The sequence below is a fragment of the Variovorax sp. LG9.2 genome, assembly GCF_035018885.1.
Taxonomy (GTDB): domain Bacteria; phylum Pseudomonadota; class Gammaproteobacteria; order Burkholderiales; family Burkholderiaceae_C; genus Variovorax.
Genome location: NZ_JASJXB010000001.1, coordinates 405,221 through 429,076, shown reverse-complemented (window position 1 = coordinate 429,076; position 23,856 = coordinate 405,221). Strand labels below are relative to the sequence as shown.

The window sequence follows — 23,856 nt, the reverse complement described above, 5'->3', positions numbered from 1 at the left end:
AGGCTGATAATCCCGCGCATGGCGTTTCTCGCGATCGATATCGGCAATACCCGGCTCAAGTGGGCCCTCTACGACATGGCACGTCCCGGTGCCGTCGCGCTGGCTTCGGGGGCCGAGTTTCTCGATCACATCGAGAAGCTGGCCGACGGTCCGTGGTCCGATCTGCCGATCGCGCCCGTCTCGATGCTCGGCTGCGTGGTGGCGGGCGATGCGGTGCGGCGTCGCGCCGAAGAACAGGTCCACGAGCGCTTCGATTGCTCGCCGCGCTGGGTGGTGTCGAGCGCGGCGGAGGCGGGCGTCGTCAATGGCTACGACCATCCGACGCGGCTCGGCGCCGACCGCTGGGTGGCGATGATCGGCGCGCGCCATCGCATGCTGGCGCAACAGCGCGAACTCGACAAAGGCTCGCGCCCCATGGTGGTCGTGATGATCGGCACCGCGGTCACGGTCGAGGCGATCGACGCTGAAGGCAAGTTCCTCGGCGGCCTCATCTTGCCGGGCCACGGAATCATGCTGCGCGCGCTGGAGTCGGGCACCGCCGGGCTGCATGTGCCGACCGGCGAGGTGCGGGAGTTTCCGACCAACACCAGCGATGCGCTGACCAGTGGTGGCACCTACGCCATCGCAGGTGCGGTCGAGCGCATGGTGCAGCACGTGCGAACGCACTGCGGGGCCGAGCCGGCCTGCTACATCACCGGCGGTGCGGGCTGGAAGATGGCGCCTTCCATGAACGTGAACTTCGAGCTGGTCGAGAGCCTGATCATGGACGGGCTGCTGGTCGTCGCCGAAGCACGCGCGGCCTGAGCGCGGCCTGCCGCGGCCTTAGTTGAATCAGCGAGCGGAATCGGCGGCCGTGAGGCCGTCCACCGCCTGGAACATCGCCTGCCGCGCCTGACTGATGATCTGGCCCTTCCACGCATCCGTGTCGGTATAGAACGCTTCGAGCATGCGCGCGCGGATCGATGACGCCAGCTCAGCCGGCGCCTCGGGATGCTGGTACAGCCAGTGGTCGGCCCGCAGCGCGCCGGTCACCTCCATGATGGGCTGCGTGCCGTATTCGAGGGCGATGCCGGTGTAGTCGGCCGCGGGGCATTCGTCGTATATCGCGCCGCACATCAGTCCGGTCAAAAAGGCCGAGGTCGACGAGCCGTCGTAGATCGAGGTCACCGGCATCGCCGGCGTGCCCCACCAGGCGTTGGCGCGCGCGTACGCGGCCTTGTCGTCGCGGGCCGCGAAGATGCGTTCGCCGAGGCCGTTGGGTCCGAGGCCGGTGTGCAGGTCGATCCATGCCAGTCCACGCGCCGATTGCGCATGCGTGCGCAGCACCGTGCGGAAGGTCTGGTTGCTCCAGGTCGGCGCCTTGCCGCCGAAGAACAAGCCGTCTTCGAACTGGTACTGCCCTCCGGTAACGGCAGCCTGGTAGGCCGCCACGCCGTGCGTCGCGATCCACGCGTTGATGGCTTCCTGGTTGTCCGGTGTCGGTGGCCAGGCGGCTGGCAGCAGCAGCGCGTGCAGTTCGGCGTAGGCCGCATTCACCGGCAACGGCTTCGTGTAGTCGGAGAAGTTGCGGTTCAGGTCGACGTTCTCGTTGGTGACGCGCCGTCCGTGCGAAAAGCCGTGCGGGTTCAGCGCATGAACATAAAGCACGGCGACGCCGGCGGCGCGCGCCTTGTCGCGCCACTCGTCGTCGTACAGCGAGAACACCTGCACGCCGCTGCCGCAATGGCCTTCGACGCCGTGGCATGCGCTGGTGACCATGAGCAGCTGCTTTGCATCGGCTGCTCCGTCGAGCGCGACGTCCATCGCGATCTCTTCGCCTCCACCGCCTTTGAGCGGATGCACATGCGAGTCGACCTTAAGGCCCGCCGCGGCGCACGCCTTCAGAAACTTGGCACGCGCGATCGAATAGGTTGGGGAAAAGGCTTCGACAACCCCGATCACGCGATGCTCCGCGCTTTGAGAAATTGCTCCGCCAGCTCGACCCAGCAGGCCGCGCCGAGCGGTATCAAATCGTCGTTGAAGTCGTAGCTGGCGTTGTGCAGCGTGCACGGACCGCCGCCGTGGTGCATGTCGCGGTGCGCGCCGTCGCCGTTGCCGATGAAGGCATAGGCGCCGGGCTTGGCCAGCAGCATGAAGGAGAAGTCTTCGGCTGTCATCGCAGCTTCCTGCACCAGCACGTTGTCTTCGCCGACGATGCTCGCCATCACGCCGCGCGCGAAGTTGGCTTCATCCGTCGAATTGATGGTCGGCGGATAGTTGCGGTGAAAGTAGAAGTCGACTTCGCAGTCGTGCGCGGCGCCGATGTGCTCCGCGATCTTCTTCATGCGCGACTCGATCAAATCGAGCACTTCATGGGTAAAGGTGCGCACTGTGCCTTGAAGCTGGCAGGTGTCTGGGATCACGTTGCTGGCTTCGCCGCCATGAATCATCGTGACCGAAATCAGGCCGGTGTCTGTCGGCTTCTTGTTGCGCGTGAGGATGGTCTGAAACGCGAGCACCATCTCGCAAGCCACCGGCAGCGGGTCGACGCCGGTGTGCGGCAGCGCCGCATGGCCGCCCTTGCCGTGGATCGTGATCTTGAATTCGTTGCTCGACGCCATCGCAGGGCCGGGGCTCACCGCGAACTGGCCGACCTTCATGCCCGGCCAGTTGTGCATGCCGTAGACCGCATCCATCGGAAACTTTTCGAACAGGCCTTCCTTGACCATCTCGCGGGCGCCGCCTCCGCCTTCTTCTGCCGGCTGGAATATCAGGTAGACGGTACCGTCGAAGTTCCGGTTCTTGGCCAAGTGCTGGGCCGCAGCAAGGAGCATCGCCGTGTGGCCGTCGTGGCCGCAGGCATGCATCTTTCCCTGGTTCTTGCTGGCGTGGGCGAATGTGTTGAGCTCGGTGACCGGCAGGGCGTCCATGTCGGCGCGCAGGCCGATCGCGCGGTCGCTGGTGCCGTTCTTGACGATGCCGATCACGCCGGTGGTCGCCAGCCCGCGATGGATCGGGATGCCCCATTCGGTCAGCTTGGCTGCCACCACATCGGCGGTGCGCACTTCCTTGAAGCAGAGTTCAGGGTGCGCGTGAATGTCGCGCCGGATCGAGGCGATGCCGGCGGCCTGGGTAACGAGGGAGTCGATGAGTTTCATGGGGGGACTGGCGTGGCGGTCAAAACACCAGTCTAGCCAGTACCGTGCCGGGTGGCACGGCGCGGCTTCCTTGCCCCCCGAAATGCTGCTCAGCGCCCGATTTCTCTCATGTACGTTGTGCGGGCAGCGATCGCGGTGTCGGTGAAGTCGGTGAACACGCCATCCACGCCCAAACGGTAGTACGCCAGGTACTCGTTCTTCGGGTCGCCCGCGTAATCGATCGGCAAACGACGGTTTTCGTTGCGGAAGGTGAAGGGGTGCACGAAGAGGCCGGCCTTGTGCGCGTCGGCAACGAGCGTCGTCGGGGCGAGCGAGGTGGCATCGGCATCGTTGATCTTGCCGTCTTTGTTGACGTCGACCGGCTTGCCGTCGGCGCCCATCGTGCCCTTGATGCTGATGATGTAGCGCTTCCACGGGCCGATGCCGTCGGCGTAGGTCTTGATTTCAGCCAGGCCGGCCGGCGTCACCATCGCGCTGAAGGTGCGCGCGTCGCCGGCCTTGGCCCATTCGTAAGGCCGGTCGACCGGAATCGCATAGGTCATGGCGCCGGTCTTCATGTCGATGCCGTCGCCGTCGATGAGCTGGATCAGCTTGGTGTTCAAGCCCTTGCTCTTCATGTATTTCAGGCTGCCGGGCTCGAACGACTGCACGTAGATGGGCGCAGTTTTGCTGTTCAGGCCCGCGGCGTTGATCATCGCGATGAGCTTGTCTTCCAGCGGCAAACCCATGTCGCGGAACCAGGTCGGGTTCTTCGTTTCCGGGTAGATCGCGATGGCGCGGCCGGTTTCGCGCGTCTTCAGCTTTTGGAAGTCGAGGATCTCCTGGAAGGTCACGACCTTGAACTTGCCGTTGAACTGCTGCGGCCGCTCTGCGTCGGTCGAGATACCACCCAGCGTCTTGACTTCTGCCAGGGTGAAGTCTTGAATGAACCAGCCGGTCTGCGTTTCGCCGTCGACTTTCATCGTCTTCTTGCGCGCGGCAAATTCGGGATGGCTCGCGACATTGGTGCTGATTGCCAGGTTGGGGTCGTGCCGCGCGACCAGCACGCCGTCCTTGGTGATGAGAAGGTCCATTTCGATGACGTCGGCACCCAGCTCGACGGCGCGCGAATAGGCTTCCATCGTCTCTTCCGGGAGATAACCTGAAGCACCACGGTGCGCGACAACCAGCGGCTGCTTGCCGTCGAGGGTGATCAGGCCCTTGGCCGAATCGGCAGCGGGCATGGCGCATGCAACGAGTGCGAGCGTTGCGGCGGCAGTGAGTGCCGTTGCAAATGGTTTCATCATCAAACTGACTCCGTGAGAGTAAAACTGCAGCCTACACCGGCACTATGACGCTTCAGTCGAATGCGCGGCGCATCCGACTTCCCGGACAATCAAATTCATGTCGCAAACACTTTCTGCCCGCAGCCTCGAATTTGCCCAGACCCTCGTGCGCATGAACACGGTCAGCGCGAACAGCAATCTCGAGTTGATCGACTTTGCCCGCGACCACCTTGCCGGCCTGGGCGTGCGCAGCCGCCTCACCTACAGCGCCGACAAGAAAAAGGCCAACCTCTTCGCCACGCTGGGCGCAGGCAAGCCCAACGGCATCATCGTTTCAGGCCACACCGACACCGTGCCGTGGGACGGCCAGGACTGGACGGTCGATCCGCTCTCCGCCATGGTGCAGGACTGGCCGCAAGAAGGCCTGCGCGCCGACGGCGAAGTCGAGCGCGCCGAGCCCCGCCTCTACGGCCGCGGTTCTGCCGACATGAAGAGCTTCATTGCGATCGCGCTGGCCAATGCCGAGCACTTCATCGAGAGCGACTCGCCCTACGCGGTGCATTTCGCTTTCAGCTACGACGAAGAAGTCGGCTGCTTCGGCGTCAGGGAACTCATCGCCGACATGAAGGAGCAGCTGGTGAAGCCGGTGGCCTGCATCATCGGCGAGCCCACCAACATGGTGCCGGCCATCGCCCACAAGGGCGTGTACCGCTACAAGTGTTGCGTGCGAGGCAAGGAGGCCCATTCGTCGCTCACGCCGCAGTCGGTCAATGCCATCGAGATGGCGGCGCGCGTGGTCAACAAGGTGCGCGACATGGCCGATGGCTTCGAGAACAGCGAGCGCCGCTACGAAGGCTTCGATGTGCCGTTCAGCACCGCCAGCGTCGGCCAGTTTCATGGTGGCATCGCCGATAACGTGGTGCCGCGCGACGCCGAGTTCCGCTACGAATTCAGGAACCTGCCCACTGCCGATGCGGCGGCCATGCAGAGAGAAGTCGTCGCCTACGCCGCGCGCGCCGAAGAAGCCATGAAACGCGTTGCGCCCGACGCCGGCTTCACCTTCGAGACGATCTGCGAGGTGCCGAGCTTTTTGAGCACCGCCAACGAGCCGATCACCAAGCTGGCCCAGCGTCTGTCGAAAGAGCAGCGCACCACGCTGGTGGCTTTTGGCACCGAAGCGGGCATCTTCAAGAGCGCCGGCATTCCGACGGTGGTGTGCGGCCCCGGCAGCATCATGCAGGCGCACCAGCCGGACGAGTTCGTCACCTTGGCGCAACTCGCGCGCTGCGAGCAGTTCCTGCAGGGGCTGTCGATCACGCGCGACATCCGTTGAACTTGCTGGCGTTGAAACTGCCGGCGTTTTTGCCTCTGCATTTGCCGCAGTCGTCGTCTTGAAACGCATCGCGCTCGGCCTGCTCTGCGCCGCAGCGCTGCTGTACGCGCTGGCCAAAGCCTTCGAGCCGCGCCATCCGTGGCTCGGCTACGTGGCCGCCTTTGCGGAGGCCGCGATGGTCGGCGCCATTGCAGACTGGTTCGCGGTGGTCGCGCTGTTTCGGCATCCGCTCGGCCTGCCGATTCCGCACACGGCCATCATCCCGGCCAACAAAGACCGCATCGGCGCCAACCTCGCCGGCTTTATCTGCAACAACTTCCTGAGCACCTCGCAGGTGCTGTCGAAGTTGAAAGAGTTCGACGCCGCCGCGCGGCTTGCCGACTGGCTGGCTTCCCCCGCGCACGCCCGCGCGCTGGGCGACCACGCGGTCACGGTGGCGCGCTACGCCCTCGGCGCGCTGGACGACGCACGGGTGCGCGACTTTCTCGGTCGTACGGTGACCGCCGGGCTGGCGCAGATCGACCTGTCGCGCTTGCTCGGCCAGGCGCTGGACGCACTCACCGCAGGTGGCCGCCATCAGGCGCTGCTCGACGACGTGCTGAACCAAGTCGCGGGGCTGATCGAAGGCGATGAGCTACAGGGCCGCATCACCGAAGCCATCGCACGGGAGATCAAGACGCTGCGCTACGTCGGGCTCGATCAGGTGGCCGCCCGCGCCGCCACGCGAAAGATCGTCGCGGCCGTGGCGCGCACCATCGGCGAACTGGCCGCCGAGCCGGCGCACCCGTTGCGGCAGCGCTTCGATGCGTTCGTCGACGACTTCGTGGTCAAGCTCAAGCACGACCCGGAATTTCAGGCGCGCGGCGAGCAGATCCGTGCCGAGCTGCAGGCGCACCCGGCGTTGGCCGAATACACGCACGGCCTGTGGGACGAGTTGCTGGCCTGGCTGCATGCCGACCTGGCGCGCGACGATTCGAGCATCCGACAGCGTGTCGTCACGATGGCGGGATCGCTCGGCGCACGGCTGCAGCGCGACGAGCCGATACGCCGCTGGATCAACGAGCAGATCGAGGCCGCCGCTCCCGCCGCCATCGACCGCTACCGCGAAGACATCCGGCGCTACATCGTCGAGCGCGTCCAGGAGTGGAATGCCGACGAGATGACGGCCGAGCTGGAGCGCAACATCGGACGCGACCTGCAGTTCATCCGGGTCAACGGCACGCTGGTGGGTGGGCTGGTCGGGCTGGCGATCTATTCATTGACCCGCATGCTGTCGCCTTGAGCTTTTGCGGCGTGCGCAATCTTTTCGGCGCTTGCGTTTTAGACTCGGGCGATGGCCCTCGCATCCCCTGTGTTTCCTGGAAATTCCAGAACTTCCACCGTGCTGGGCGCCTGCCCGCACGACTGTCCCGACACCTGCGCGCTGGTCACCACCGTGCAAGACGGCAAGGCGATCAAGCTGCAAGGCAATGCCGATCACTTTCACACGGGCGGCGTGCTCTGCACCAAGGTCTCGCGCTACATAGAGCGTAACGACCACGCCGAACGGCTGGTGCAACCGCTCAAGCGCGTCGGGCCCAAAGGCACGGGCCAGTTCGAGCCGGTGACGTGGGAGGTGGCGCTCGACGACATCGCAGCGCGGCTGAAATCCATCGCCAGCGTGAACCCTGAAGCGATCCTGCCGTACAGCTACGCCGGGACCATGGGGCTGGTGCAGGGCGAGTCGATGGACCGGCGCTTCTTCCACAAGCTCGGCGCGTCGTTGCTCGACCGCACCATCTGCTCTACCGCCGGCGGTGAGGCCATGGTCTACACGCTGGGCGGCAAGGTCGGCATGCGGGTCGAGTTCTTCGCAGAGGCCAAGCTGATCCTGATCTGGGGCAGCAATTCGATCGGCAGCAACCTGCATTTCTGGCGCCATGCGCAGGCCGCCAAGCGCGCCGGCGCGCGGCTGGTGTGCATCGACCCGCGCAAGACCGAAACCGCCGACAAGTGCGACGAGCACATCGCGTTGCTGCCCGGCACAGATGCAGCGCTGGCATTGGCGCTCATGCATGAGCTCATCGTCAACGACTGGCTCGACCACGACTACATCGCGCAGCACACGCTGGGCTGGGGCGCGCTGCGCGAGCGCGCGCTGCAATGGCCACCCTCGCGTGCGGCCGCGGTGTGCGGCGTGCCGGAGGCGCAGATCGTTGCCTTGGCGCAGGCGTATGGCACGACCAAGCCGGCCGCCATCCGTTTGAACTACGGCATGCAGCGGGTGCGCGGCGGCGGCAATGCGGCGCGTGCCGTGGCCTGCCTGCCGGCCCTTGTCGGGGCTTGGCGTCATCGCGCCGGTGGCTTGCTGCTGAGCAGCTCCGGCCAGTACCCGGTCGATCGCGTCGCGCTGCACCGGCCAGATTTGATGCCGAGCCCACGTCCGCGCACCATCAACATGAGCGCCATCGGCGATGCGTTGCTCGATGCGGCCCACCCGGTCGAAGCGATCGTGGTCTACAACAGCAACCCGGTCGCGGTCGCGCCGGACTCGGGCAAGGTGGTCGCGGGGTTCGCGCGCGAAGATCTCTTCACGGTGGTGCTCGAGCAGTTTCAGACCGACACCGCCGACTATGCCGATTACCTGTTGCCCGCCACCACCCAGCTGGAGCACTGGGACATTCACACCAGCTACGGCCATACCGATGTGCTGCTGAATCGCCCGGCAGTGGCGCCGCGTGGCGAGGCGCGCAGCAACGCCTGGGTGTTTCGCGAGCTGGCGCGGCGCATGGAGTTCGACGAACCGTGCTTTTCGGACGACGACGAGGCGATCTGCCGCAGCGCGTTCGCCGAAGGCGCGATCGACTACGCGCAGTTGCTCGCGCAAGGCTTCACCAGCGTGAAGTTGCCCGAAGCGCCTTTTGCCGAAGGCAACTTTCCGACGCCGTCCGGCCGCTGCGAGTTCTTCAGCGCGCGCCTGCAGGCCCAAGGCCAGGACGGCTTGCCCGACCATGTGCCCAACTACGAACCAGCCGGCAGCTCTACCGAATACCCGCTCGCCATGATTTCGCCGCCGGCGCGCAACTTCCTCAACTCGACCTTCGTCAATGTGAGAAGCCTGCGCGCGATCGAAGTCGAGCCGCTATTGGAGATCCACGCCGACGATGCAGCTGCGCGCGGCATCGAAGACGGCACCACGGTCCGCGTCTTCAACAGCCGCGGCGAGCACCGCTGCCGCGCCGAAGTCTCGCGCCGCACCCGTCCGGGCGTCGTGCATGGCATGGGCATCTGGTGGCGCAAGTTGGGCATGGACGGCACCAACGTCAACCAGCTCACCAGCCAGCGCCTCACCGACATCGGCCGCGGGCCCACGTTCTACGACTGCCTGGTGCAGGTAGAACGCGCCGCGTTATCTCCTCTCCCCCCTGAAGAGGGTTAGGGTGAGGGCACCGTACCTGTGAGAACGCTCCCATCCATAGCCCTGGCCGCCGCCCTGTCCCTCCTCACCGGCTGCGCCGACCTGGGCTACTACTGGCAATCCGCCCACGGCCACATCGACCTCATGCGCGCCGCCCGCTCTGTGCCCGCCTGGCTCGCCGACCCCGCCACCGCCCCGGCCCTCAAGGCCAAGCTGGAACTCACCCAGCGCATCCGTCGCTTCGCCGTCACCGACCTCGGCCTGCCCGACAACCGCAGTTACACCGCCTACGCCGATTTGCATCGGGCTGCCGCCATCTGGAACGTCGTCGCTGCCCCCGAGTACTCGCTCCAGCTGAAGACATGGTGCTTCCCCATCGCAGGATGCGTCGGCTACCGCGGCTACTACGACGAGGCCGCCGCCAAGACAGAAGCCGCAGCGCAATCCGCGCAAGGGCTCGAAGTCGCCGTCTACCCCGTGCCCGCCTACTCGACGCTGGGCTACATGAACTGGGCCGGCGGCGACCCGCTGCTCTCGACTTTCATCGGCTACCCCGACGGCGAACTCGCGCGCATCGTCTTTCACGAGCTGGCACACCAGGTGCTCTACGTGCCCGACGACACGCTGTTCAACGAGTCGTACGCCACCGCGGTCGAGCGCATCGGCGGCGCGATGTGGCTGCGGCGCGAAGACACCGCACAGGCACGCGCCGACTTTGCGCAATTCGACGGCCGCCGCCAGCAATTCCGCGCACTGACCCTGCAAACGCGCCGCGCCCTGACCGCGATCTACGATTCGAAGGAAGCCCAGTCGCGCGACTGGACTGCAGTCTCCGCGATGAAGCAGGCCGCGCTCGACGAGTTCCGCGCGCGCTATGCGACGCTCAGGGCGAGCTGGCCCGGTCCGCGCCAAGGCGCATACGACGGCTGGGTCGCGCGCGCCAACAACGCGATGTTCGGCGCGCAGGCGGCGTACGACGACCTCGTGCCCAACTTCGAGGCGCTGTTCGAGCAGCAGGGCCGCGACTGGCCGCGCTTCTATGCGGCCGTCAAACGGCTGGCGGCGATGGAAAAGCCGCAGCGCAATGCCGCGCTCGAAGCTCTGGGCGCCCCGGCTGACAAGGCACTCGCCGCATCTGCTGCGATGATCGCTCCCGCGACACGGGCAGCCACGTCGCCAACCACCACAACCATAAAAAATACGGGAGGCCGCGGTGCCTGACATTCACATCGAACGCACCCACACGCTGGGCATGAAAGGCGCACGAGCCGCCGCCCGCAAATGGATCGAACAGGCCGGAGAACAGTTCGAGATCGAGTGCGACTACACCGAAGGCAAGGCCCGTGACGTCGCGCAGTTCACCCGTCCCGGCATCGACGGCACGCTAGAAGTCACCGCCGATTCGCTCACCCTCACCGCAGAGCTGGGCTTCTTGTTCAGCGCGTTCAGCGACCAGATCAGCGCAAAGATCGCCCGCAATATCGATGAGGTGTTGGGGACGAAGCCGGCGGAAGAAGAGGACGACGGGTACGGGAAGGGCTGGCTTTAAGAAGGCCAACACGACCCACGCGGTCAGCGCAGCGATTCGATCAAGTCGATGTACTTCTGCTTCGCGTCATCCGCGCTGAAGCCTTTTTGCGCCGTCCACGCGTCCCACTTGGCGCGCGCCACGAAGTCGCTGAAGCTGGGCTTCTTTTCGCCGTTGTCGCCCAGCGTGGCTTGCTTGTACAGGCCGTAGATCTTCAAGAGCGTGACGTTGTCGGGGCGTTCCGGCAGCAGCTTGGACTGGGCCTCGGCTGCTTCGAAGCGAGCCTGGATATCGTTCGTGTCGGACATTCGTCGTGTGTCTGGAAATTGAAAGACGTCAGTCTGACAGCCCCGCGCGCGCGAGTTCCACGTCGAGCCGTTCGCGGGCATCGACCGGCTTCAGAGCCGCCGCCTTTTCATAGAGCCGTGTGGCTTCTGCCATGCGGCTGTCGCCGTGCAGGGCGAGCAGCCCACGAGCGTATTCCATCAGGCCGCTGGCGGAATCGGGATGCAGTTCAAGGCCGCGTTCGAACAGCTCGATGGCGGTTTCTGCGCGCGCGCCGTAAGTCATACGGGCCACCAAGGGGCCGACCTTGTCGATCACCTCCGCATGAAAGGCGCCGAGCGAGATGTGGGCGTCGGCATGGTGGGGCTGCAGCGCGATCACGCGTTCGAGCGAGTGCTTCACCTTGCCGCCCAAGCCCTGAGCCAAAGCACGCGCCACGCTGATGCCTTCGGCGTAGCGACCCAATGCGTACGCCTGCCAGTAGAGCGCCTGGCAGTTGTCCGGCTCGGCGGTTGCCTGCGCACCGGCGCGCTCGGCGACCTGCCGAAACAGCGCCAACCGAACCGACTCGCGCCGCTCCAGGTAGTTGGCATAGACGGCGGTCGCCTGGTTGGCCAGCGCCAGGCCCTGGCCGCCGTGCAACAGCCCGATGCTGACGGCCTGCTCGAAATCGCCGCGGTGATATCGCGCCCAGCCCTCGAGCAACGGCCCAGGCGGCGGCTGTTGCAGGGCTTGGCCCGCGTGCAGTTGTCGCCATTGAACTTGGAGGGTAGCTGCGTCGAAGGCCGGTACGTCGGGGTACGGCACGCGTGCCCAGACTCCGACCACCGGTGCGGTGCCGGGCGTCATGAGCGAGATCGGTCTGAAATCGTGAGGAGGCATCGGTGACTTCAGGCTGCAGCCATTTTTGGCGAGCTGCCGGGCGTGTCTTGCGTGCGCGACGCGCTCGGCGAATAGGCGGCCGTCAGCGTCATCAAATGCTTGCGCTGCTCAAGCTCCAGATACGGCGCGAGCAACTGCAGCGTGTGCTGTGCGCCGCGCAGCAGGGCGCCTTGCACATGCTGCGGCTCGAGCGCCTCGCGCGGGTTGCGAACGTATTCGTAGCTCAGCCAGTAGGTCAGCACCACCACCATGCTTTGCGCCAGCGCATCGACCTCGCGCATGTCGATGTCGAGGTGCCCCGCGCGGCTCAGCCCGGCGAGCAACGCCCGCATGGCGCGCACCTTGTTCTTGAGCACCAGCTGAAACTGCGTCTCCAAGTGCCGGTTCTTGCTGAGCAGATCGTTCAGATCGCGGTACAGAAAGCGGTAGCGCCAGATCAGCTCGAACAGGCTGTGCATGAAGAACCAGGCGTCTTCGACGTCGTGCACGCCCTCACCGGCGTGCAGCAGCTCGTCGAGCTCGGCTTCGTAGGTTTCGTAGAGCCGGTTGATCAGCTCGTCTTTGGCGGGGTAGTGGTAGTAGAGATTGCCGGGGCTGATGCCGAGTTCGCCCGCCACGAGCGTGGTCGACACGTTCGGTTCCCCGAAGCGGTTGAACAGCTCCAGTGCTGCTTCGAGGATGCGTTGCGCTGTTCGGCGTGGCGCCTTCTTGGCCATGACGGTGCCTCGGTTTTTGTCTCTGAGGTCACTCTAGCGCAACTCCGGGAAAAAGGGGTTAGCGCGGACCCGCTGGTTTGCGTGCGGGGCGAGGCGTTGCCGCGGCGTCGGTCGGCTGGCTAGGCTCGGATTGCGCCAATTGCGCTTCGAGCGCCGCTACTCGCGCCTGCAAGGCAGTCCACTCCGCAGCCGACGGCAGGCCGAGCTTTTCAAGCGCGCGCGCCACGCGCTCTTCAAAAATGTTCTCCAGCTTGCCCCAGCCGCCCGCCGCCTTGGTACCGATGTCGCTCGCCAGCCCGGCCATTCGTGCCTGCGCTTGTGCCAGGGTTTCTTCGGCCGCCTGCTGCGTCTTCTTCTGCATGCCTGCGCCGTCTTTCACCAGCGCCTCGAAGGCCTTGCTGCCCTCCTGCTGCATCTTGGCAAAGGCGCCGAGGCCGGCAAGCCAGATCTGCTGGGCGGAATCCTTGACGCGGTCGGCGGATTTGTCGTCGTCTTTGGTGGGCAAGATGACCTCCACTGATTGAATGAATGCGAGGACTTTAGCGAGGTTGTATGTCGCCCGTATAGGGCTGCATGCCAAGTGCGGCGCGTGCTTGAAGGTCATGGACGCGGTGCTGACCGCTTCGCCGGTCATCGGGCTACCATTGAGTCGATTAAGCTGTTATGGGGTTTCCTGGGCCGCGCTCAACACCAGACTTCGGTTGCCGCAATCTTTCTTTTCCAATGCTTGCCGGGGAGGAGGCCATCCAGCCAAAAGACACAGCGCTGATCTGTTACATCTCGGATGCGCGGGACGGATTGGTGACAACAACAATGTGTTGCTGATGAGGCGCACCGAAATCCGCCCCTTCGCAACACAGTGCATAGAGGCATCGAGGCCACTAGCGCGGCGGTGGGCAGACCTTGGGCATGTAACTGAAACAAAGCGGTAGGCAGTCATGCCATGACTGATGTCCCCACCTATGTCGTCGGTCTTCGAGCCTGTGAACATTCCATTGGTGCCTACCTAACCGGCAACCTCGTTGGCGCGAACCGCCCGTAGTTTGCTTGACGCAATTGCCGGAGTTGCGAAACGGATGGGGCTGCTCGGCCGGTTCCAAGCGGAGCCATTGTGTAAAAGACTGTTTCAGATCTGTCACTCAGGCTGACTGATACGATTGTCCAACGTTCACGCCAAGTCCAACATGAAACCTTTCGCAATTGGCGCCATCATGCTGTTAGTCCTAACTGGGTGCACAAAAGAGAGCGGCACCAACGATTCTTCCCACTCGCTTCTAATCGCTCCACATATTGACGGGGCCAATTTTTGTGAGGCGGCGGTAAATAACGAGTCTATTCGGAACGAGGAGGCCGCTGCTAGGTTCTGCGGTGCAAAAGGTGAGACTGGAGCATCTCGCATCTCCACAGCACTCGACAAGATCGGTCCGAAGAGCAGCCCGTCGGGCCAGTACATGCTGGGCTACACGCTTTCGCTGCCGCTAATGCGCTACTTCAAGAAGGTCAACAGTGTGTGGCAATTGGACGCCGAAACGCTCAAAGCGAATCTTAAGGTTATCACCGAAGTCGATCGTCCGGTTGTGGTTTATCTGTCAGCCAACCACTTCACTGATGGAGGAGTTGAACTCAGCAACGAGCTCGCGCGAGACCAACGAAACCTCATGTGGACTCGCAAAGGGCCTTTGGTGCCAGATGATTATTTTAATCATCCGGTTGTCGCTTGGACGCTGTCCGACCAGACCGCGCCGATCACGCTTATGAGAAAGCAGGTATTCAGCGCTGCGGTGCAAGCGATTTGCGAATTACCCGAGGCGAGTCGCAAAAAAATTGCTGCGATAGCGGTGTTGGGCGAGGCTCATGACTTGTTCCCAAATTTCGTGCAGGGGCCAAGCTTTGGAGTGAAGGCTTACGATACGACCGACTACTCGCCAATCGCAGTTCGCGGCTTCCAGGAGTGGCTAACCCAGAAGTACGGAAAAATTGATAAATTCAACAATGATCTGGGCGCCAGCTTTGCGTCTTTCGACGGTGTCATGCCGCCATCAAAAGACATTCACACCGAATCACTCAGTTCCTTTTTCGACCACATCGACATTTACTCCGCAGGAAAGATTCCGGTTTATGGTTGGATCAACGACACCAAGCGACGGGACTTGACGGTGAATGTAATTTTGGATGGAAAGGATCTTGGTATGGCTAAAATGGGGCTAAGTCGAACCGATGTGACAGATGCCGTCTCCGCCATTAAGGATCCAAGCATCGGCTTTCGCTTTGATTTAGATTTTCGCAAACTTGAAATCGGTGTGCATACGTTGGAAATAGTGCTCGGAGTAAATGGTACAGCGCCTAAACTATTGGCGCGGCGCAAACTTTCATTTGTTGATCGAATCCAGTCGCCGACAATGGATGTTGCTCACCGTGACACAAATGCTGAGCCCATAAGTTCAGACCCCGATTTGTTGGGATATTTGGATGGCCCAGTGCAGAACGCTTCCGCGTTCTATAACCCGTTGGCGCAGCTTTGGTTAGAGTATCGAAACGTGATTGTGCGCAATTACATCGAACAATTCGCAGTGATCGCAGGCAATTCCTGTATTCCTAGAGAAAAGATCTTTTCGCACCAGATCACTCCAGCATTGACGGGCAGTTGGAATGGTGACTTGCTCGCTGCGGATGCATCTAAGATGCCGGATGCTCTTTTCAACCCGGGCACCACTCTCTACGGAGGTGCAGCCTTCAGCGAAGCGTTTACGCGCATGAAAAAGGAACTGGGATGGAATCGATATTCAGTAAACGAGATGCATCCTGTCGTCAAGCTCTCCCCGGGCCAGTACCGATCCATGTATGAAATGCACCGGAACAACAACGCGGTTTTCCTGTCTCCTTATTTCCTTTCAATTATCCCAAGCCGTTTGCCATCCGGTAGTGATCTGGATCGCTTCCGCCTTTCAGAGAACAATGCACGCTATGGCTCGGACGGATTCTTGCAGTCCATCAAGGATGCGATGGGACGCTGATAAAAATCATAGCGATAAAACTAGCAAGAGTTGTCTTTTCCTGGACTGAGTGTTGTAGGCCCTGAAGGATTCGTATAAGCAACACTTCGAATCGGATAAGCCATCTTGTCTCGGCAGGCCAGACCGCAACATATGCGATTAGAGTTTGGTTGCCCACATGCTGAGGTTTTAGCTACATGGCCACCGCGCCAGTGCGTAGTAAGCAACAACACACATTGTGAATGCCGAGGGCATTTCAGCGCAATACGCGTTGCCTTGTCGCAGTCGTGCAGCTTGTTTTACGCGCAAGCATCAGGCGTGGTTTCAGGACGGAGACCGTGCAAGGTGTTAACTGTGCCCTTGGGCCAATTCCAACTCGGCATGACCAAAATGCTTGACTAGGTTTGGGCTCTCATAAAGCTCAGGCGTAGGCAGCAACTGCGGGCTCCCTTGCGGTGGGATCATGAGGTCAACTACGGTGTCACTTGCGACGCCATGCTTTGCCGACGCAGCCTCCCAGTCGCGGACTTTTAACGGCGGCGGCGGTGACCGCAGCGGGCTGGGCATTGCCACATGGTTGTCAAGCGTCCATGAGATCGTTTGAAAACCGTTGATTGAACTCATGCGATGGCAGACCTGTCTCGCAGATCATTCATTGGCGCCTCTCGGCGCATTTGCCGATGGGATAATCTCATACGGTCGCCAGAGGGGCGTTCATCGACAACAACGGGAGACCCCATGATCCTGGTTACGGGCGGCGCTGGCTTCATCGGCGCCAACTTCGTACTCGACTGGCTCGCGCAAAGCGACGAAGCCGTCGTCAATCTCGACAAGCTCACTTACGCCGGTAACCCTGAGACGCTTGCGTCGCTCAAGGGCAACGCCAAGCACGTCTTCGTGCAGGGAGACATCGGCGACAGCGCCTTGCTCGACCGCCTGCTCGCGGAACACAAGCCGCGTGCGATCGTCAACTTCGCGGCCGAGTCGCACGTTGACCGGTCGATTCACGGGCCCGAAGACTTCGTGCAGACCAACGTGCTCGGGACCTTCAGGCTGCTCGAATCCGTTCGCGGCCACTGGGCTGCTTTGCCGGCCGATCAAAAAGCCGCCTTCCGGTTTCTGCACGTCTCGACCGACGAGGTCTACGGCTCTTTGTCGGCGACCGACCCAGCCTTCACCGAAGACCACAAGTACGAGCCCAACAGCCCATATTCGGCCAGCAAGGCTGCCAGCGACCACCTGGTGCGCGCATGGCACCACACCTACGGCTTGCCGGTGCTGACGACCAATTGCTCGAACAACTACGGGCCGTTCCATTTCCCCGAAAAGCTCATCCCGCTGATGATCGTCAACGCGCTCGAAGGTAAGCCGCTGCCGGTTTACGGAGACGGCATGCAGGTGCGCGACTGGCTCTACGTCAAGGACCATTGCAGCGCTATCCGCCGCGTGCTCGAAGCCGGGCGACTGGGTGAAACCTACAACGTCGGTGGCTGGAACGAGAAGCCGAACATCGAGATCGTCAACACCGTTTGCGCGCTGCTCGACGAGTTGCGTCCCAAGGCGGGCAGCAAGAGTTACCGCGAACAGATCACCTACGTGACCGATCGCCCCGGCCACGACCGCCGCTACGCCATAGACGCACGCAAGATTGAAAAGGAACTCGGCTGGAAGCCCGCCGACACCTTCGACACCGGCATCCGCAAGACGGTCGAGTGGTACCTGGCGAACGGGGAGTGGGTGCGCAACGTGCAGAGCGGTGCGTATCGCGAATGGGTCGAGAAGCAGTACGACTCTGCACCCACCAAGGCGTCGACGAAGGCAGCCGCATGAAAGTGCTGCTGCTGGGCAAGCGCGGCCAAGTCGGCTGGGAGCTGCAACGCAGCTTGGCTCCGCTGGGCGAACTGGTCGCGCTCGATTTCGACAGCACCGACCTCAACGCCGACTTCGGCCGCCCTGAGCAGCTGGCCGAGACTGTCTTGAAAGTGCGCCCCGACGTCATCGTCAATGCGGCCGCCCACACCGCCGTCGACAAGGCCGAGAGCGAGCCAGACTTCGCGCGCAAGCTCAACGCGACCTCGCCCGGTGTGGTGGCAGAAGCCGCGAAACAGATCGGCGCGCTGATGGTCCATTACTCGACCGACTACGTTTTCGACGGCAGCGGCAGCAAGCCTTGGCACGAAGACGACGCGACCGGGCCGCTCAGCGTCTATGGCCGCACCAAGCTCGAAGGCGAACAACTGGTTGCGGCGAACTGCCCAAGGCACCTGATCTTTCGCACGAGCTGGGTGTATGCCGCGCGCGGCGGCAACTTTGCCAAGACGATGCTGCGGCTGGCGAAGGAGCGTGATCGCCTGACGGTCATCGACGACCAGTTCGGCGCGCCGACTGGAGCTGAACTGCTCGCTGACATCACTGCGCACGCGATTCGGACGACCTTGGAAGACGAGAGCAAGACCGGGCTGTATCACCTCGTCGCAGGCGGCGAAACCTCGTGGCACGGCTACGCAAAGTTCGTCATCGAGCAAACGGGAGAAGCCGGCGTCGAGCTGAAGGCGTCACCATCGACCGTCGATGCCGTACCGACCAGCGCCTTTCCAACACCCGCCAGGCGGCCGCAGAATTCACGGCTCGACACGAGCAAGCTGCAGTCGACCTTCGGGCTGACATTGCCGCATTGGCAAGCGGGTGTGGCGCGGATGCTGCGCGAGACCCTTTGACCAAGACACACAGGGAAGAGATAAATCCATGACCCACCGCAAAGGCATCATCCTCGCTGGCGGCTCAGGCACTCGCCTGCACCCAGCCACGCTCGCCGTTAGCAAACAATTGCTGCCCGTATATGACAAGCCGATGATTTATTACCCGCTGAGCACTTTGATGCTTGGCGGCATTCGCGATGTGCTCATCATCAGCACGCCACAAGACACGCCACGCTTCGAGCAACTGCTTGGCGATGGCAGCCAATGGGGTATGAACCTGCAATACGCGGTGCAACCGAGCCCCGACGGTCTTGCGCAAGCATTCATCATCGGCGACAAGTTTCTGGGCAATGCGCCAAGCGCGCTCGTGCTTGGCGACAACATCTTTTACGGGCACGACTTCGAACAACTGTTGAGCGACGCGGATGAGAGCGATGCTGGCGCGACAGTGTTCGCGTATCACGTGCAAGACCCTGAGCGCTACGGAGTCGTCGCTTTCGATGCCAAGGGCAAGGCCAGCAGTATTGAAGAAAAGCCGCTCAAGCCGAAGAGCAGCTATGCAGTGACCGGCCTTTACTTCTACGACAACCAGGTAGTCGACATTGCCAAGGCTGTGAAGCCGAGTGCGCGCGGCGAGCTTGAGATCACTGCGGTCAACCAAACCTACCTAGACCTCGGGCAGCTCAACGTTCAGATCATGCAGCGTGGATACGCATGGCTCGACACGGGTACGCATGAGAGCTTGCTCGAGGCAGCGCAGTTCATTCAGACGCTGGAGCACCGGCAGGGCTTGAAGATAGCCTGCCCGGAAGAGATCGCTTGGCGCAGGGGTTTTATTGATCGCGCGCAATTGGAGCGACTAGCCGCCCCATTGCAGAAAAACGGCTACGGCAAATATCTGAGCCACCTGCTGGCCGATGAGGTGCGCTCGTGAAGGTTACGCCCACTGCGATTCCTGATGTGCTTGTGATCGAGCCAAAGGTGTTCGGCGACGCTCGAGGTTTCTTTTTCGAAAGCTTCAATCAGAAGGCTTTCGACGAGGCTGTCGGTCGGCATGTCGAGTTTGTTCAGGACAATCATTCGCGGTCGGCAAGGGGCGTGCTGCGTGGCTTGCACTACCAACTAAAGCAGCCGCAAGGGAAGCTAGTGCGCGTGGCGCGCGGCGCGGTGTTCGACGTGGCTGTCGACATTCGCAAATCGTCGTCCACGTTCGGCCAATGGGTGGGGGCAGAACTGACCGAAGAAAACCGCAAGCAATTGTGGGTGCCGTCCGGCTTCGCGCACGGGTTTCTGGTACTTAGCGAGACGGCTGATTTTCTTTACAAAACCACCGACTACTATGCGCCGGCGCACGAGCGCTCTATAACCTGGAGCGACGGCGAATTGAACATCGGCTGGCCCTCGAGCGTTACGCCACAACTGTCTGCCAAGGACGCCAAAGGTGATTCCTTGGCCACTGCCGACTTGTTCGAGTGAACGCCGCCGGCTCACTGACTGAGCCGCCTTTCAGTTCTATTCACCGATACCAAATACAGGGTCCTTTCCAATGAACCAGCGCGATGCAGAGCGTTTTAATGCGGAAGTCTATCGAAAATCAAATGCCGACCTAGCTGCCAGCGATCTGAGCGACGAGCAGCTGAAGGCGCATTTCATCGAAATCGGACGTGCTGAACAACGAGTATTCGCCTTGGCGAATAGCACAGCCGAATATCTTTCAATGCGCTGGCTGCGCGGCAACGGAATTGAAATTGGCGCGGGCAGCGCGCCCACGCCTGTTTTCGGCGGCGCATCGGTGGTCTATGCCGACATTGAGGGCGGTGGCAGCATCTTTGGCGCTTCCGACGTTCGCATTCGGTACTCGATCGACGACGAGGTGCCACTTGAGCTAAAGGGCCAATTCGATTTCGCCGTCTTGTCGCACGTGCTGGAGCATTCCGACGGCGTTATTGGCGCCTTGCGACATCTGCTGGACTTGCTAAAGCCCGGCGGCCTCGCCTACATCGCCGTACCCGACATGCGCTACTTGGTCGACAAGGAATGGATGCAAGAGTATCCACTCGCGCACCATGTGGATGAATTCACCAGCCCTGGCATTTATGACGCAGAGCACGACCGTGCGGCCTTGTCGTCGCTGCTGCGCCATCCTGAATTGAGCAATCCGTCGGGCGACCATCAAGTCTTCCACGATGATCCGAATGCTTCCACCGCAGGCGGATTCGCGAAACCTGATTTTCGCAATCTGCTACGCGGCAATTCTAAAGCCAACGCATTTCGCTTTGCCATTCACAAGCATACTTATTCGCCCAATGGCTGGAGCCGAATTTTTTCCGACCTGCAGTACTACATGAACGACGCTTTTGAGATTGTCGAAACTCGGTATGGTTTGGAGCGACAGGATTGTCATTTTGTGCTGCAAAAGTGTACGGAACTAGCCACTTTGGAAGGCCCTTTGCTGGTCGGCGCGCAGGTTACCATTGGGATATCTTATTTTCGCAACGCCCATTTGGTCGACAACATAATCGAGGTCTTGCCTGCATTGATTGCGTCGCCGCTCGTATACAGGGTAATTTTGATTAACGATTCGCCTGACGATCTTGCCTTGACGGCGCGTCTGCGCTTCTTGGTCCACGAACCTAAGGTTCAACTGGTGGAAAATATTGAGAATATGGGTTATACCCGGGCAATTAACCAAGCGTACCGTTTTGCTAAAAATCACGGCACGAACTTGGCATGCATTAATTCTGACGTTAAGTTCACTTTAGATATTTTGGAAGAAATATTTGCGATCAGTTGCCTAGATACGCAAATTGGTTTTGTGTTTCCGCGCGCGGACAGCGATCCGCTCTTTGGTTTGACCGGAGTATTGGCTCGTGACCCTGAACTGCGCCGGAAGACGCTACCTCGTTTTCATTTCACGCCGACGGCCGTGGGTTATTTCCTCTATATTACGCGCGCCGTGGTCGACCGGTTAGACGGCTTTGATGAATTGTTCTCGCCAGGCTATGAGGAAGAAAACGATTTTGTGATGCGTGCGGGTGCCGTAGGTTTTCGTGCTGCTTTAGCCAACCACGTCTTGGTGAATCATGCAACCAGTTCCAGCTTTTCGGACAGGGCCTCCGCGCTTAAGGAAAAGCACCACGCCATGCTGCTGGAGCGCCACCCGTATTATTTGCCATTAGTGCACGATTTTATGAAGTCGCCTGCGCAGCAGGTCGACCGCATTGCCAATCGCTTACACCATGGCGATGATATATTAATTGATTGCTATGGCTTTCCTCCAGTGCTCAATGGCACAACAATTTATGCTCGTGATCTGCTGATTGCGCTCAATACCTGCAATGACCGCGATGCGCGGGTCATTACAGTCTTGATACGAGAGGACGTTTACGACCTCTTAGAATTGCATTCCTTAAGTCGACTGCGCTTTTGCCATGATCCGGACGATGCGAAGCCCCATTTCAATCTGCTGCGAGTGGCCCAGCCGTTTGAGCCAGGAATTTTGCTGCGTTCGCTGGAAAAAAGTCTTTGCTCGGTCAACATTTTCTTTGACACGATCGCCCAGGATATTCCAAGTTTGCGCAGTCCTCTAACAGAGGTCATCTGGAACGACCTGACACACGTCTATCGCAATATTATCTTTATAAGCGACGCCTCGCGTCGCACGTTTTGCGCCCGATATCCGGTACGGGGCGCGGCTTTACATGTGGTCCATCCATCTCTTGATGTGTCTGACTACGGACCGTCGGCGCTTAACGGGTCGCCCACTGCAGAAGCCCGAGTTCTCGTGGTGGGTAATAAATTCCCGCATAAAGATATCCGACACACTATGGGCCTGCTGATGGGAAGTGGCACAATACGCGCCTTAAATTTTGATGTGTTGACTGACTCGGAACTAGAAGTCTCCGGCCGCCTGCAGATACACAAATCGGGAAATTTGTCTCAGCAGCAAATCACGCGACTCTATTCGTCGTGCAGGTTCGTGGTATATCCATCGTATTACGAAGGGTTTGGCCTCCCGTTGATGGAGGCGCTACATTTCAAGCGCCCTGTTGTTGCGAGGCGTTCGGCGCTAAACCTGGAGCTCAAAGCACTGCTGGGGCCTATCGCCGTCAATATTCACCTGTTCGAATCGACCGATGAATTGTTGGCCATTCTGGGAGATTCACCGGTCTGGCAAGAATTTGCGCCCACGTCGCCGACGAATTGGGAGGCCGTAGCGCGGCAGGTCCTATCGATTGTCGACAGCGCCGCGCGTAACTTCGACCACTCTCAGCGTTGTGACGCCCGAACCGTGGTGATGTCGCGCGTTTATCAGTTTCAGCCGGGAGTGGCGGTAGCGCCGCCCGGGCCGATGCCAGCGTCGCCATCGCTTTTGCCATCACCGGCCGATGGTCTGGTGCGACGGGTAGAGGAGTTACGCGACAGATTCCCATTTAGTTTCCGTGTCGCGCGGTTGCTATATCGAAAATTCCTCAAGTGATTGGTGTTTGGTCGAGATAAAGGCGTCTGCACCGGAATTGCGCTTAGCTAATTACTGGTCGTAGCTTAGAAAGAATGACCTTCGGTGTTTCGTCGCAGGTCAGCATCGACCATCATCGTGCAAAGTTGTTCCAGTGTAGTAGTCGGCTCCCAACCCAGCCTTTCTTTGGCGCGCGCCGGATTTCCGATCAACAGATCGACCTCCGCTGGACGGTAGAACTTCTGGTTCACACGAACGAGTGTCTTACCGGTCTTGGCATCGATCCCGACTTCGTTCTCCTCTGAACCCTCGAAGCGCAACTCGTACCCCGCTGCTTTAAACGCCATGTCGACAAACGCTCGGACAGTCTCGGTGCGGTTAGTAGCAAGCACATAGCTGTCCGGTTCTTTCGCCTGCAGCATGAGGTACATGCCTTCGACGTATTCCTTTGCGAAACCCCAATCGCGCTTTGCACCCATATTGCCGAGCTCAAGAACACCGATCTTTCCGAGCTTGATTTTGGCGACCGAGTCAGTTATCTTGCGTGTCACGAACTCACGTCCACGAAGGGGGCTCTCGTGATTGAACAAGATGCCACTGCAACCAAAGATGTCGTAGCTCTCTCGGTAGTTGATAGTCATCCAGTGCGCAAAGAGCTTGGCCACGCCATAAGGGCTGCGCGGATAGAAGGGCGTGTCTTCGACCTGTGGAATCGCCTGCACTTTACCGAACATTTCAGAGGTCGAGGCCTGATAGAAACGAATACCGCGATTTGTTAGGCGAATCGCTTCGAGCAAATGCAACGCGCCCATTGCTGTAATTTGAGCCGTGGCATCAGGCTGATTGAAGCTGACGCCGACAAAGCTCTGGGCGGCCAGGTTGTAAACCTCGTCGGGCGCCGCATCCTTAATAAGTTGCAACGTACTGCCAAGGTCGGTCAGGTCGTACTCGACGAGATGCAAGTCAGGATTGTCCTGAATGCCAAGCTCTTCGATGCGCCAGAAGTTAACCGAACTGGTCCGGCGATAGGTGCCGTACACCTTGTAGCCCTTGCTCAACAGGAGTTCCGACAGGTACGCACCGTCCTGCCCCGTGATGCCGGTAACCACCGCACATTTCTTTGCCATAAGAACCTCTTCTAAAAAAATAAACGCTTTGCGCG

The 23,856-nt window shown here is 60.9% G+C and carries 20 protein-coding genes; 12 read left to right on the top strand and 8 right to left on the bottom strand.

From position 1 onward, the window contains the following. The first annotated feature begins 18 nt into the window (after positions 1–18). Positions 19–804 carry a type III pantothenate kinase gene (locus tag QN413_RS01920; protein ID WP_323494978.1) on the top strand — a complete coding sequence of 262 codons (786 nt, stop codon included), beginning with the start codon at positions 19–21 and terminating at the stop codon, positions 802–804. 27 nt (positions 805–831) lie between these two features. Here the strand turns inward: QN413_RS01920 and QN413_RS01915 are convergent, their stop codons facing one another. The 3 genes from QN413_RS01915 to QN413_RS01905 form a co-directional block, all read right to left on the bottom strand. Further along, positions 832–1,941 carry a M14 family metallopeptidase gene (locus tag QN413_RS01915; RefSeq protein ID WP_323494977.1) on the bottom strand — a complete coding sequence of 370 codons (1,110 nt, stop codon included), beginning with the start codon at positions 1,939–1,941 and terminating at the stop codon, positions 832–834. Next, positions 1,938–3,137 (bottom strand): M20 aminoacylase family protein, encoded by a 1,200-nt coding sequence (locus tag QN413_RS01910; protein WP_323494976.1) that lies wholly within the window; start codon positions 3,135–3,137, stop codon positions 1,938–1,940. Before QN413_RS01910 ends, QN413_RS01915 begins: the two co-directional genes overlap by 4 nt. Positions 3,138–3,226: 89 nt before the next feature. Then, positions 3,227–4,420: a glycerophosphodiester phosphodiesterase gene (locus tag QN413_RS01905; protein ID WP_323495018.1), complete on the bottom strand. Its 1,194-nt coding sequence runs from the start codon at positions 4,418–4,420 to the stop codon at positions 3,227–3,229. 100 nt (positions 4,421–4,520) lie between these two features. Here QN413_RS01905 and argE point away from each other — a divergent pair, with 100 nt between their 5' ends. The 5 genes from argE to QN413_RS01880 are packed head-to-tail and all read left to right on the top strand — an operon-like array spanning position 4,521 to position 10,681. Further along, a complete protein-coding gene (gene argE, locus QN413_RS01900) occupies positions 4,521–5,735 on the top strand; it encodes an acetylornithine deacetylase (protein WP_187054222.1) in 1,215 nt (404 codons plus the stop codon). Between the two features lie 58 nt (positions 5,736–5,793). Then, positions 5,794–7,017 (top strand): DUF445 domain-containing protein, encoded by a 1,224-nt coding sequence (locus tag QN413_RS01895; protein ID WP_323494975.1) that lies wholly within the window; start codon positions 5,794–5,796, stop codon positions 7,015–7,017. A gap of 51 nt (positions 7,018–7,068) precedes the next feature. Next, positions 7,069–9,153: a molybdopterin oxidoreductase family protein gene (locus QN413_RS01890; RefSeq protein WP_323494974.1), complete on the top strand. Its 2,085-nt coding sequence runs from the start codon at positions 7,069–7,071 to the stop codon at positions 9,151–9,153. An 18-nt stretch (positions 9,154–9,171) separates the two neighbouring features. Further along, complete coding sequence (locus QN413_RS01885) at positions 9,172–10,353, top strand: aminopeptidase (protein ID WP_323494973.1); 1,182 nt, start codon at positions 9,172–9,174, stop codon at positions 10,351–10,353. After that, positions 10,346–10,681 carry a polyhydroxyalkanoic acid system family protein gene (locus tag QN413_RS01880; RefSeq protein WP_323494972.1) on the top strand — a complete coding sequence of 112 codons (336 nt, stop codon included), beginning with the start codon at positions 10,346–10,348 and terminating at the stop codon, positions 10,679–10,681. Before QN413_RS01885 ends, QN413_RS01880 begins: the two co-directional genes overlap by 8 nt. A 23-nt stretch (positions 10,682–10,704) precedes the next feature. On the opposite strand, the gene QN413_RS01875 is transcribed toward QN413_RS01880, so the two are convergent. From QN413_RS01875 to QN413_RS01860, 4 genes are read right to left on the bottom strand one after another with little or no spacing between them, the layout of a single operon-like run. Continuing rightward, positions 10,705–10,968, bottom strand: a complete 264-nt coding sequence (locus QN413_RS01875) for an acyl-CoA-binding protein (protein WP_323494971.1) — start codon at positions 10,966–10,968, stop codon at positions 10,705–10,707. A gap of 28 nt (positions 10,969–10,996) precedes the next feature. Then, positions 10,997–11,794, bottom strand: a complete 798-nt coding sequence (locus QN413_RS01870) for a hypothetical protein (RefSeq protein ID WP_416352113.1) — start codon at positions 11,792–11,794, stop codon at positions 10,997–10,999. 41 nt (positions 11,795–11,835) lie between these two features. Continuing rightward, complete coding sequence (locus QN413_RS01865; RefSeq protein ID WP_323494969.1) at positions 11,836–12,543, bottom strand: TetR/AcrR family transcriptional regulator; 708 nt, start codon at positions 12,541–12,543, stop codon at positions 11,836–11,838. Between the two features lie 58 nt (positions 12,544–12,601). Continuing rightward, on the bottom strand, positions 12,602–13,048 hold the full coding sequence (locus QN413_RS01860) for a phasin family protein (RefSeq protein WP_187054230.1): 447 nt from the start codon (positions 13,046–13,048) through the stop codon (positions 12,602–12,604). A 679-nt stretch (positions 13,049–13,727) separates the two neighbouring features. On the opposite strand from QN413_RS01860, the gene QN413_RS01855 reads away from it, so the two are divergent. The 6 genes from QN413_RS01855 (at position 13,728) to QN413_RS01830 (ending at position 22,715) form a co-directional block, all read left to right on the top strand. After that, positions 13,728–15,557, top strand: a complete 1,830-nt coding sequence (locus tag QN413_RS01855) for a beta-galactosidase (RefSeq protein WP_323494968.1) — start codon at positions 13,728–13,730, stop codon at positions 15,555–15,557. Between the two features lie 717 nt (positions 15,558–16,274). Then, positions 16,275–17,366 carry a dTDP-glucose 4,6-dehydratase gene (gene rfbB / locus QN413_RS01850; RefSeq protein ID WP_323494967.1) on the top strand — a complete coding sequence of 364 codons (1,092 nt, stop codon included), beginning with the start codon at positions 16,275–16,277 and terminating at the stop codon, positions 17,364–17,366. Then, the gene (gene rfbD / locus QN413_RS01845; RefSeq protein ID WP_323494966.1) at positions 17,363–18,253 is read left to right on the top strand and encodes a dTDP-4-dehydrorhamnose reductase; all 891 of its coding nucleotides are present in this window, start codon (positions 17,363–17,365) and stop codon (positions 18,251–18,253) included. Before rfbB ends, rfbD begins: the two co-directional genes overlap by 4 nt. 28 nt (positions 18,254–18,281) lie before the next feature. Beyond that, positions 18,282–19,169, top strand: a complete 888-nt coding sequence (rfbA, locus tag QN413_RS01840; RefSeq protein WP_323494965.1) for a glucose-1-phosphate thymidylyltransferase RfbA — start codon at positions 18,282–18,284, stop codon at positions 19,167–19,169. Then, positions 19,166–19,711 (top strand): dTDP-4-dehydrorhamnose 3,5-epimerase, encoded by a 546-nt coding sequence (gene rfbC / locus QN413_RS01835; protein ID WP_323494964.1) that lies wholly within the window; start codon positions 19,166–19,168, stop codon positions 19,709–19,711. Before rfbA ends, rfbC begins: the two co-directional genes overlap by 4 nt. Before the next feature lie 70 nt (positions 19,712–19,781). Continuing rightward, positions 19,782–22,715, top strand: a complete 2,934-nt coding sequence (locus tag QN413_RS01830; protein WP_323494963.1) for a methyltransferase domain-containing protein — start codon at positions 19,782–19,784, stop codon at positions 22,713–22,715. Positions 22,716–22,780: 65 nt separating this feature from the next. Here QN413_RS01830 and gmd read toward each other — a convergent pair whose 3' ends face one another. Beyond that, positions 22,781–23,821 (bottom strand): GDP-mannose 4,6-dehydratase, encoded by a 1,041-nt coding sequence (gene gmd, locus QN413_RS01825; RefSeq protein ID WP_323494962.1) that lies wholly within the window; start codon positions 23,819–23,821, stop codon positions 22,781–22,783. Between the last annotated feature and the right edge of the window lie 35 nt (positions 23,822–23,856).

Bases quoted from the DNA above. Each gene is read 5' to 3' on its own strand.
- argE (WP_187054222.1), top strand. From the start codon at position 4,521: ATGTCGCAAACACTTTCTGCCCGCAGCCTCGAATTTGCCCAGACCCTC.
- QN413_RS01830 (WP_323494963.1), top strand. From the start codon at position 19,782: ATGAACCAGCGCGATGCAGAGCGTTTTAATGCGGAAGTCTATCGAAAA.
- QN413_RS01865 (WP_323494969.1), bottom strand. From the start codon at position 12,543: ATGGCCAAGAAGGCGCCACGCCGAACAGCGCAACGCATCCTCGAAGCA.
- rfbB (WP_323494967.1), top strand. From the start codon at position 16,275: ATGATCCTGGTTACGGGCGGCGCTGGCTTCATCGGCGCCAACTTCGTA.
- rfbD (WP_323494966.1), top strand. From the start codon at position 17,363: ATGAAAGTGCTGCTGCTGGGCAAGCGCGGCCAAGTCGGCTGGGAGCTG.
- QN413_RS01870 (WP_416352113.1), bottom strand. From the start codon at position 11,794: ATGACGCCCGGCACCGCACCGGTGGTCGGAGTCTGGGCACGCGTGCCG.
- gmd (WP_323494962.1), bottom strand. From the start codon at position 23,821: ATGGCAAAGAAATGTGCGGTGGTTACCGGCATCACGGGGCAGGACGGT.
- rfbA (WP_323494965.1), top strand. From the start codon at position 18,282: ATGACCCACCGCAAAGGCATCATCCTCGCTGGCGGCTCAGGCACTCGC.
- QN413_RS01905 (WP_323495018.1), bottom strand. From the start codon at position 4,420: ATGAAACCATTTGCAACGGCACTCACTGCCGCCGCAACGCTCGCACTC.
- QN413_RS01855 (WP_323494968.1), top strand. From the start codon at position 13,728: ATGAAACCTTTCGCAATTGGCGCCATCATGCTGTTAGTCCTAACTGGG.
- QN413_RS01910 (WP_323494976.1), bottom strand. From the start codon at position 3,137: ATGAAACTCATCGACTCCCTCGTTACCCAGGCCGCCGGCATCGCCTCG.
- QN413_RS01890 (WP_323494974.1), top strand. From the start codon at position 7,069: ATGGCCCTCGCATCCCCTGTGTTTCCTGGAAATTCCAGAACTTCCACC.
- QN413_RS01875 (WP_323494971.1), bottom strand. From the start codon at position 10,968: ATGTCCGACACGAACGATATCCAGGCTCGCTTCGAAGCAGCCGAGGCC.
- QN413_RS01920 (WP_323494978.1), top strand. From the start codon at position 19: ATGGCGTTTCTCGCGATCGATATCGGCAATACCCGGCTCAAGTGGGCC.